The sequence below is a fragment of the Veillonella sp. genome, assembly GCF_019414865.1.
Classification (GTDB): domain Bacteria; phylum Bacillota; class Negativicutes; order Veillonellales; family Veillonellaceae; genus Veillonella.
Window position 1 is genome coordinate 18,183 of sequence record NZ_DXLG01000003.1, and the last position, 11,442, is coordinate 29,624.

Sequence of the window (11,442 nt, forward strand, 5' to 3'; positions counted from 1 at the left end):
TACTACATTATGAAGTTAATTTCATGAATTACATCATTACATTTACAGAAAGCCCTACATAACGTACAATAAAATATATAATATTTTGGAGGTGTCTATGACAGAAGTACCTAGAGTCTTAACAATTCAAGACATGAGCTCCATCGGCCGTTGTGCCCTAACCGTTATGATCCCAATCATCAGCGCTATGCGTTGCCAAGCGGTTCCATTGGCAACAGCTGTATTGAGTAATCATTTAGAATATCCACACTACGAGTTTGTAGATTTATCGGCACATATGAGAGATTTTATGGACTGCTGGGATAAAAACGAAATCGACTTTCACGCCATTGTAAGTGGTTTTTTAGCATCCCCAGAACAAATTCATCTCGTGGAAGAAGCCATCGATCGCTTCGGTAATAAGGGCCAAATGATTATCGTCGATCCTGCTATGGCCGATGATGGTCGCCTCTACTCGATTTATACACCTGATATGGTAGTAGCTATGCGCAAACTTGTTTCCAAAGCTCACATTGTAAAGCCTAATTACACGGAAGCTTGTTTCTTATTAGATATTCCATTCTCTACAGATCCTATTAGCGATGATGAATTACGCGATCGTTGCAAGAGATTACATCAAATGGGTCCTGACATGGTTATCATGACCAGCGTACCATCTGAAACACATGCGGTTATCGCGGTCTATGATGGACCAACTGATTATTTAAAAACTTATGATATTCCTCTTATCCCTGTGAAAGCTACAGGAACTGGGGATATCTTTACTGCTGTATTATCCGGTGCAGTAATGAGGGGATATTCACCTTATGATGCGGCAGAGTTAGCAATGAATTTTACTACCAAGGCGATTCAAGCCACAGTGGACACTGTAAAATCAATGAAGCAAGGTGTAGCCTTTGAGCTTGTCTTGCCAGAATTAACTCAACTATAAGCTATAAATAAAGGGGAACTTATGGATTTACTCTATGTTGTATTACGAACACTACTCATATGTACTGTCGGTTTGCTCATTGCATTCCAAGGCCGACGTATGGGATTATCGATTTTTAATCTAACGGGACGGTTAAATCGACTACAATTTATCATATGCTTCATTGTTTTAATGATTTTATTCCACATCGTTCACTACATTGATGATGTATTCTTGGACTTTGTTGTTTCTTTACCTGCCTATTGGTTTACAAGGGTTGTTATATGGATTTTATTAGCATCCTTATTTCCATTATCCTGCATCTTATTTGGCCGTCGTATTCATGATATCGGCTTTAATGCTTGGGCAGGGATTCTATGGTCGGTAATCATCATTTTCATCAATACCTATTCTGCTGTATCGCCATTCAATTACTTGCTTGAACTTTTCGTATGGCTCATAGGCTTCCTCTTTTGGGTATTGCCTGGTCAGCCAGAACCGAATCAATATGGTAACCCACCATTTATGCCTGTAAATCGACCAACTTATGAGTCAATGCAACCGTCCATATCGCATAGGGAAAAAGAAATCCGCAAAACGGTGCGTAAACGACGTAAAAAACGATAACAAATTAATAAATAAAAAACGTATCCCTTCATAAAGAGATACGTTTTTTATTTATCACATGTCTTATTATATATAGTTCTTTATTACCTTAATAACTATACCATAAATAATTTAAAAGAGTTTCAACCTGATTCTTTACAAACTTAAGTCAATAATATCAACTCTATTATAGTGCAAAGGATATAAGCAATGATAAACTTAACCTTTTGTTTGCGCGCTCTATCATCATCAGAAATCTTAAGTCTATTTTCTAGGAAGCGCTTATCCCGGATTTGCAACAATAAACGTTTAATACGTTCTTGACCTTCAGCGGCATTACACTCGCCGCTATCAGAGGTCAAGGTAGCTTGCTGCATGAAGATACGCCGATGGAGCTTGCGCATTTGAATCTTGATATTGTTATGAACAAACGCACTTTGCCACTGTTTTCTAGAGTCAAAATACATATACAAATATCGTGGTGTATTCATTAGTAGTAAAGAAAGAATAAAAATCCCCAAAGATATTAAGAAATATGTAGAGAATGAAAACTCTAGTGTTTCAGTTGGTAAGTAATGATGCGCAAAGATAAAGGTAAGCCATACACCGATTGGCATCAAGAGCACTGCCGCAATATCAATGGATCGAAGCCAACTAGTACGAATTGGAACATCTGGCACCGTAAATGTATCTACTGGATCATGAAATGCATAATAATCTATTTGCAATACCGATTGACTAGTTTGAGGATTAGCTAAAAGTACAGGGCCTACACTCCCTATGGAGCGTTCTGGCAAAGGTATAAACTTTTTAAGTTGCGTATTGGGTATTAAATCAAAGCGAATAATACCTTTTTTTTCAAAGCGTACGGTAGATCCCTTTTCGCCTAATGCAATAGGATTAAAAAAGATGCCAAAAAGACTAAGGAACCAGTTACCTAGTAAGTGTAAGATGGAATTTAAAATAAATCCACCCGTATCTAAATTCTCTGTATCGAGCCGAATTGCAAAGGATGATGAGTAATCATCAAACCATAAGTCTTCTAAAGTAAATTCAGCGGTAATCACATTCCCCCATTTAGTAATAATGGATAGGAATATTTGATTATTTGGTTCAAACTCAAAAGTTATAGAATAAAAGAACTTATGATTCCGAAGAGCGGCACGCAACATGCGATTAACCACGTCTTCTTCTATAGATAACAAACGATGATCAAATAAATCTTGTTCTAAAGGTACTTGTTGAACAGGGCTTTCCTTTTTCACCGTCGTATCACTATCAGATAATGCTTCATCCACCAATGCTCGTAATTTGGTGAAGATTTTAGTCATAATCCCTCCAAGGGTAAAAAACAGCTTTTGATATACAAATTATACCATATATTGCATGATTTATCGATAAAAGACTACTACATATACTATTAAATATAGGTATACATAAAGCTCCTTTTACATAGTAAAAGGAGCTTTATTACTGCAGTTTAACATTCACCCTATTATAATTTAGTATTTATAATAGATAGTTTAACTGATATTTATTTTTATTGAATACTTGCCATGGATAGATAACAATATTCATAGAAGTGACCACGAAGGGCAATTAATTCTTCGTAAGTTCCATCTTCTATAATTTGACCTTTATCCATAAATAAGATACGGTCCATATGCTCTAATCCTTCTAACTGATGTGTAATATATAAACATGTTTTATCCTGTACATATTCCATCAAATCACGATGCAAAGCCTTCCTCGTTACTTGGTCTAAACCTTCTAATGGTTCATCTAACAAAACAACTTGAGGTTTTCGCAAGAATAGTCGAGCTAAAGCAACCCGTTGTCGTTCGCCACCACTTAGACCATGACCACCACTACCAACAATCGTATGAATACCATCTGGCAAGCGTTCCACTACAGAGCGCAACGAAGCACGATCAATAGCATACTCTAAATCAGCTTCTGAGGCATCCGGTCTTGCTAGTCGAATATTATCTTCAAAGGACGCATGGAAAATATATGTATCTTGCGTTATCGTCCCTAAAGCATTACGCCATGTATCGATAGAAATATCCTTTAACTCTACATCACCAACATAGATTGAGCCACTGTAGTCATATAATCGCTCAAGCATATTAAACAATGTAGTCTTACCAGATCCACTAGCGCCAACAATAGCAATCGATTGACCTTGTTTAATGTCTAATCTAAGATGTTCATAAATACGACGATGCGGATCATAACCAAAGGATACATCAGTAAATGTAATCTCTCGATTAGCATTAAATGGTTTTGGTGCGTTTGGTTCCACTACTGGAATTGGCTCATGTGCAAGTGCTATGAGACGACTCGTAGCCACTTTACTTTCAGCACCATGATGAACGGCAGCGATCATAGGTTGTAAGGCCTCAAACCAAGCTTGTGTACCAATAGCAGCAACTGCTACCATAACACTGGCCCAAGCTCCGGTCAATGCATTGGCTGCCAATATGGCTACAATGACAACTGTAATTTGAACTCCACCTAGGAACAGCGTATTGCCTAAGTTCATGCCTCGCTCGATAATACCTTTATTAGCATCTATAGTACTCATCATATGTTGAATACGATCGTATACTAACTGTTCATTGCCGTAGCTAATGACATCCTCCAAGCTATCCATGGTATCACTTAATAGGGATTTATATTCCCCTTGTTGAGGTCCAATCGCCGTCAACGATTGTTTGTTATGAGCATATACACCTAAAGGTAAAGCCAGACCTAATACAAGGGCTGCTAAAACTATAGGCGCAACCAAACTATTATCAATCGTAGATACACCATAGGCAACTAAAATAGTTAAAGCAATGGCTGCTGCAGGAGGAATCAACGTACGCAAGTAGAAAAATTGTAGTACCTCTATATCCCCCATAATGCGGCCTAGCATATCCCCTGCACCAAAACGTTTAAGAATAGCCGGCGCCAATGGTTCTAAATGAGCATAAAACCATATACGCAAACCATACAGACCTTGGAACGCCATACGATGAGATGTATACCGTTCAAAATAACGACATACAGCACGACTAACACCAAAGAAGCGGACGCCCACAATAGCAAGGCTCAAATAAGTAAGTCCCGGTTGCAATGCAGCTGATGCCAATAACCACGCAGATACAGTTAATAAGCCCACATTCATAAATACCGTTAAGAATGTAAAAATCAAAGCTAATACTAACGACCACTTTGCAGGGCTCAGCACAGTAAATAATAATTTCCATCCTTGTATGCCCAGCTTAGAAGTTGAAACCTCAGGAGTCTGTATTGTATCTTTCCCCAATACGTAAGCATCTTGATTATCTACCCGAATTAAATTATCAATTTCTTCTCTATGTTCTAAGCTAAATGACTTTTCTGTTTTTAATTGTTCTTCAATAGTTGAAGAAAATTCACCTAAACCAGAGGTAACAAGGTCCTTAAAATAACCATCTACTGCGAGAAGCTTCGCATAAGAACCTTGTTGAATAATACGTCCATGTTTCAAAACGTATAGTGTAGATGCCCAATGCATCGTTTGTAGACGATGACCAATGATAATGACGATTTTATTATCCATCAAACGTTTGATAGCACTGCTGATAATAGCTTCGGTTTTTACATCAAGATGTGCCGTCACCTCATCGAGAATTAACACTTGGCCCTTTCGTAAAAATGCACGTACTAAGGCAACCCGTTGACGTTCGCCACCACTCAGACCCAAGCCACCTTCACCAATAACAGTATCTAGTCCATCTTGTTGTCTATAGATCACATCTAGTAGCTGTACCTCTTTACAAGCTTCTATAATCTCTTCATCATTTACATTCATCCCAAAGGATAATACGTCACGCAAAGTTCCTTTCATAATATGTGGATGTTGAGATACATAGGTAATTTGTTGGCGCCACCACTCAATATCGATGTCACATAGATCAAGACCATCTATAGTAACACTGCCTTTAGGAGCAGTTAAAAATCCCCCAATAATATGGGCAATTGTAGATTTCCCTGCTCCACTTTCACCAACAAGCATGATCGGAGAATTACGTTTAGCCTCTAATGAAATATGTTGTACACCATTTTCACTATCTGCATAGGTAAAAGTTAAGTCCTTAATTTCAATTGCTTGTACCTTACCTTTAAGTTGAGATTGACCACCTATAGGCAACGATGGCTGGCGATTCATAAACTCTTCGTATTTTAAAATCGAGGTCTTACCTGCCATACCCGTATGGAAGGCAGCCCCCAATTGTCTAAATGGCGTATAGAACTCTGGCGCTAATAGCAAAATAAAGAAAGCTGAAAAGAATGAGATTTCACCATCCAATAATGTTAAGCCCAGGTATACCGCAATCAATGCTGTACTAATAGTACTTACGAGCTCAAGAACTAGAGCAGATAAAAACGCCACACGCAATACTCGTAATGTAGAGTCTTTAAACTCCTCAGATAAACGACCAATAATCTTAATTTGATCCTTTGCACGACCAAAAAGTTTTAATGTTGTAATACCTTGCAATACATCAAGAAAATGGCCAGATAAGAAGCTCATACGCTCCCACTGTTCTTTATTAAGACGATCCGCTTGCTTACCAATTAAGATCATAAAGAATGGAATTAATGGTACGGTGATAATTAGAATGATACCAATAATAGGTAATGTATCTACAATAGCAATACCCATAATAAGAGGAATCATAATAGCATATAAAATTTGAGGAATATAACGAGCTACATAAGCATCTACTTGCTCTAATCCATCAGTAAGCATATGTATCACATCGCCATGGCGTTCCTTATGTTGTACACCAAGTTTAAACATATGCTCTAAGGCCCGTTCTCTAAAGGTTGCTTTTACCGCACTACCTAATCGATTTGCTACGGATTCTTGTACGTAATGTGCAAGCAATCTTACAACAATAGCAATACCTAAATAAATAATAGTATACCTTTCATCATGTAAGGTATTCTCTGAAAATATAAAATTATTAATTAAGGTTCCAAAGAACCAAGCTTGCCCAACAATAGCCAAACTCTCTACTAAACAGGTTAATCCTAGTAGTAATAGCTGACCTTTATGTTCTAGCAGCGCTTTAAAAGCAGTACGCTGTATCATAGTATCCTCTACGGTAAAACTATTAAAATATAAAATCAAATCGATTAGACTCCCCCTAACTAAGTCTAAATTAAATTTTATTTAAATATAATCTAAGTTAGCCCAAGTGAATCTAAATTTATCAATATCATATCCATCTTACCACAAAAAAGAGGCGTGCCGCTACGACACGCCTCACATTGAGACCTAAATTTTACAACTCACCAGAGTTATAAAGCTATTCTATTAATAGTGTAAGTCTTTTTCAGATACACGATGACGGAATGTCCAGTATACCCAGATTTGGTAAGCCAAGATAATTGGCACAAATACAAAGGCTACACAAGTCATCAATGTCAATGTGTAAGTAGAGTTACTTGCATTTGCAATAGTTAAGCTCCACTCAGGATTCAAAGAAGAAACCATGATGCGAGGGAACAAACCAGCAAAGTAAGCAGCCGTTACAGAAATAACGGATAAGGAGCTGAATACAAAGCCCAATTTTGTATTACGAGTACGTGTTGCGCCCCAAGAAATGAGGAAGAACACGATTGCCAACGCAAAGCAAATAATTGCTAATACAGAGTTAAACAAATCTGTAAATACATAAGTTGCACCTACCAATGCTAATGCACCGATAGCTGTAGGAACACCTACTACTAAGGAAGCTGCACGAGCGCGTTCAGAAACAGCACCAGCAGTTTTGATAGAAGTGAACAAGCCACCATGGTATGTGAATACCAAGATAAACGCAATGCCACAAAGTACTGTGTATGGGCTTAACAAATCAAAGAATGTGCCTACATATGTCATGCTTGCATCAATTGGAGTACCTTGAATCAAGTTACCAACTGTAACGCCCCACAACAATGCAGGAATCAAGGAACCAAAGAAGATGCAGTAGTCAAAAGTTTTACGCCATAACAAGTTAGGGCTCTTGGAGCGGAATTCAAAAGATACGCCACGGATAATAAGAGCCGCAAGCATTAAGAATAACGCTAAATAGAAACCACTAAACAACGTAGCATATACATGAGGGAAGGATGCAAATAATGCACCACCAGCAGTGATCATCCATACCTCGTTACCATCCCAAACAGGACCCAAGGCATTGATCATTTGACGACGTTCAACGTCAGTTTTACCGATGAATGGTAATAAAATACCAGTACCATAGTCAAAACCTTCTAATAAGAAGAAGCCAGCGAATAGTACAGTAATTAAAATAAACCATACCACTTCAAGGTTATTAAAAATTAATTCCATAATCTCGCCTCCTCTTTTTCAACTACATCGTGAGATGGATTGCCATCTGGACCTTTTTTGATGTGTTCTACAGCAAGGTAGAGAGCTGCAATAGCTGCTACGATATACACAACTGTGAAGCCGATGATAGTAGTCATAATTTCTGGAGCTGTAACGGATTTAGAAGCACCGTCTACAGTTAATTGCAAGCCATTTACAAGCCATGGTTGACGACCTGCTTCTGCTACAAACCAACCTGTGGAATGAGCAATGAATGGCAATGGCAATGTCCAGAACATAATTTTTAAGAATGTGCGATTTCCAACCAATTTGTCTTTTGCATTAAGGATAAGACCTACGAATGCAACAAGCAACATAATGGAACCAGCTGCAACCATGACACGGAATGTCCAGAAGATTGCTGGAACATCTGGAATATAGTTACCAGGACCGTATTGAGCCTCGGATTTGGCTTGAAGATCTTTAATACCTTCTACTTTACCAGAAGTAAAGGAGTTTTGAGTTAAGAAGGACAAACCACCAGGGATTTCAAGTGCGCCCGTATTCTTTTGAGCTTTAGTATCAATGTTAGCTACCAAAGAGAATGGAGCAGGATCTTGTGTTTCCCACAATGCTTCCATAGCAGCCATTTTCATAGGTTGTACTTTTGTAATGTATTGACCTTGATGATGACCTGCCAAAGCGCCTAAAGTACCGAATACAAGAGCAATAACCATGCCCCATTTAGCAGAACGACGGTAGAAGTCTGTCGCATTGTTGCGCAATAAGTGCCAAGCACTGATGGCCATGATAATTACGCCTGCTGTTAATAAACCATTTAACACGATATGGAAGAATTGGCCTGGTACATAACCATTTTGAACAATTGTTAAGAAATTATCCATTTCTGCACGGCCATTACGGATTACATAACCTACAGGATGTTGCATGAAGGAGTTTGCTACGAGAATCCAGAATGCGGATAGGTTTGTACCTAATGCCACCAACGTAGCTACAAGAGCGTGAACAGTTTTATTCAAACGGTCCCAACCGAAGATCCATACACCCATGAATGTAGATTCCAAGAAAAATGCCATTAATGCTTCAAGGGCCAATGGAGCGCCGAAAATGTCACCCATAAAACGAGAATATTCTGCCCAGTTCATACCGAAATGGAATTCCTGAACAATACCAGTTACCACACCCATAGCAAAGTTAATTAGGAACAATTTGCCCCAGAATTTTGCCATTTTTTTGTATACTTCTTTACCAGTAGACACATATGTCCACTCCAAGATAGCTACAGTCACTGTCATGCCTAGTGTGAACGGCACAAACAACCAGTGATAGATAGATGTTAGCGCAAATTGTAATCGAGCTAAATCTACAGCTTCAAACATGTGTTTTCCTCCTTAGAATAAAATACCTACATCACTTGATGAGCTTTCACTAAAAACCTTGTATCATTGCGCTTGTGAATATGGCAACGCTTCAGACTCAATCAACTGTTCACGTTGGGCAAGAGTTTTAAAGTTAACCATCTCCAACTGATTGATTAATTGGTCCTGAATTGTTCCCATCGCTTCATTGATAGCACAATGTCCCATACAAGACTTAGAGCAAGAACCTACATCATATAAACACCGTTGTAAATACGCATCCCCTTCTACCGCTCTAATTACATCGAGCAATGAAATCTCTTGAGGGTCTCGATTGAGGGCGAACCCACCATCTACACCACGAAAGGATTTCATAATCCCAGCTGCAATGAGACTACGCATAATCTTGAGCAAAAATCGTTCTGGAATCAATTCTTGCTCAGCCAATACAGAACCCGTTAGCTTCGTTCCCGAAGGTAAGAGCGCCATATGTAAGACCATGCGAAATGCATAATCCGTGGCCTGATTTAACTTCATAAGGTCTCCTTTCTCGTGCACTCGGACAAACGTATTACTAAATCTAGTATAATCGAAATAAAACAATACTGCAATGGTATTGTTTTATTTATTGAGAATTAGCATATATAGACTTTATGCCCATTAACAAGGTGTTATCTGAATATTTTTATATTCCCCTAATAGCATTATGAATTCTATTATCAAAAAAGACTGCCCATAAATGAGCAGTCTTTATAGATTATTTTGTAATTTCTCGTACCAGATGTGCCATTTCAGGAATGATGAGTTTACTCATCGCCAAAGTAACTGCACCTACAGAGCCAGGAACAGAGAACATTAACGTATTATTGTTCACCCCAGCTTCTGCACGAGAAGCCATCGCCTTAGTCCCAATATCTTCTGTATAGGACAAATATCTAAAGATTTCCCCGAAACCAGGGATATGTTTCTCATAGAGACTATTAGCTGCTTCAATAGTTACATCGCGCTTAGCAATTCCCGTACCACCTGTAGAGATGATAACATCAATAGATTCATCATTACACCATGGGATCATTGCATTTCTAATTTCATCGTAATCATCAATGACAATTTTACGATCTGCCACAATATGGTCTGCTTGTTCTAAAAATTCTTGTACTTTATTACCGCCTTTATCAGTTTCAAAGGTACGCGTATCAGAAACTGTTAAAATAGCAACGCGTAAAGGTCTTGCTAATACTTCGTAAGACATAGTTCCTCCTAGAATAACGGAATAATAGATGCTAATGTAGGCCATCCATTATCGCGTAAAAAATCACGTAATGACCATGTATAGTGAATGAATGGTGCACAATGTAGGCGTAACCAGAACGATAAGTACGGTGTGTCACCTTGGAATATAGCCAATCGATTTAAGGCATATAAATTATCGCCTGGCTGTACTGTACCCGGTTGTACTGTGAAAGCCATTTTGTAACCAGATTGTTTAGTTACATATTGAACGAGCATATCGTTAAACCCACCAGGATATGCTAGATACTCAATAGGCTCACCCAAAATTCCCTCCAAAGAAGTCTTCCCACCAAGAAGAGCATCCGGTAATTCGGTAGGGTCAATTTTTGTTAAGATTTTATGATGATTTGTATGGCCTTGAATATCAAATCCACCCGCTTCCATTTGGTGCATTTGTTCTGTAGAAACAAAACCAGGCGTATTAGCTGCATCACTAATCATAAACAAGGTAGCCTTCATGTTGTATTCCTTTAAAATAGGCAATACATTTTTATAGTTATCTACATAGCCATCATCAAAGGTGATGACAATTGGCTTATTTGGTAATTCAGTACCATTTTCCAAATAATCATATAATTGAGCCAACGTAATCGTGTTATACCCCTGATTATGTATATATTCCATCTGTTCTCTAAACTGATCAACATGAAGCGTCAAAGCAGAATGCTTTTCATCATTCACTTGGTGATAGTTTAGTACAGGGACACCATAAATCTTATAATCAGTAGACAGCCCCCACATAACGCCAAAAGAGATAGCTAAAATTGCAATACATATTGCGAGAAAACATAATATTTTTTTAATACAGCTCTTGCCATATTTATACATATAAACTAATCACTCCAATCCACTTAAGCATATAATGAGAATATCATACTTACTTTGTATTATCAAGAAAATCC

The 11,442-nt window shown here is 38.1% G+C and carries 9 protein-coding genes; 2 read left to right on the forward strand and 7 right to left on the reverse strand.

Translation table 11 applies throughout. The features are described 5' to 3' along the window. Nucleotides 1-97 precede the first annotated feature (97 nt). The gene (locus QZ334_RS00475) at nt 98-931 is read left to right on the forward strand and encodes a pyridoxamine kinase (RefSeq protein ID WP_213467147.1); all 834 of its coding nucleotides are present in this window, start codon (nt 98-100) and stop codon (nt 929-931) included. A 21-nt stretch (nt 932-952) separates the two neighbouring features. Beyond that, nucleotides 953-1,537 carry a DUF805 domain-containing protein gene (locus QZ334_RS00480; protein ID WP_060924987.1) on the forward strand — a complete coding sequence of 195 codons (585 nt, stop codon included), beginning with the start codon at nt 953-955 and terminating at the stop codon, nt 1,535-1,537. Between the two features lie 143 nt (nt 1,538-1,680). On the opposite strand, the gene QZ334_RS00485 is transcribed toward QZ334_RS00480, so the two are convergent. The 7 genes from QZ334_RS00485 to QZ334_RS00515 form a co-directional block, all read right to left on the reverse strand. Next, nucleotides 1,681-2,847, reverse strand: a complete 1,167-nt coding sequence (locus QZ334_RS00485) for a hypothetical protein (protein WP_295230969.1) — start codon at nt 2,845-2,847, stop codon at nt 1,681-1,683. A gap of 209 nt (nt 2,848-3,056) precedes the next feature. After that, the gene (gene cydD / locus QZ334_RS00490) at nt 3,057-6,644 is read right to left on the reverse strand and encodes a thiol reductant ABC exporter subunit CydD (RefSeq protein WP_295230973.1); all 3,588 of its coding nucleotides are present in this window, start codon (nt 6,642-6,644) and stop codon (nt 3,057-3,059) included. A 225-nt stretch (nt 6,645-6,869) separates the two neighbouring features. After that, nucleotides 6,870-7,889 (reverse strand): cytochrome d ubiquinol oxidase subunit II, encoded by a 1,020-nt coding sequence (cydB, locus tag QZ334_RS00495; RefSeq protein WP_156719684.1) that lies wholly within the window; start codon nt 7,887-7,889, stop codon nt 6,870-6,872. Then, entirely contained in the window at nt 7,880-9,268 is a 1,389-nt protein-coding gene (locus QZ334_RS00500; protein WP_060924990.1) for a cytochrome ubiquinol oxidase subunit I, read from the reverse strand. The genes cydB and QZ334_RS00500 overlap by 10 nt, the downstream gene beginning before the upstream one ends. Nucleotides 9,269-9,331: 63 nt before the next feature. Continuing rightward, complete coding sequence (locus QZ334_RS00505) at nt 9,332-9,784, reverse strand: RrF2 family transcriptional regulator (RefSeq protein ID WP_060924991.1); 453 nt, start codon at nt 9,782-9,784, stop codon at nt 9,332-9,334. Nucleotides 9,785-10,004: 220 nt separating this feature from the next. Beyond that, nucleotides 10,005-10,499, reverse strand: coding sequence for a MogA/MoaB family molybdenum cofactor biosynthesis protein (locus QZ334_RS00510; protein ID WP_105086133.1), 495 nt, complete (start codon nt 10,497-10,499; stop codon nt 10,005-10,007). Nucleotides 10,500-10,507: 8 nt separating this feature from the next. Continuing rightward, nucleotides 10,508-11,368, reverse strand: a complete 861-nt coding sequence (locus tag QZ334_RS00515; RefSeq protein WP_323758615.1) for a polysaccharide deacetylase family protein — start codon at nt 11,366-11,368, stop codon at nt 10,508-10,510. Nucleotides 11,369-11,442: the final 74 nt, after the last annotated feature.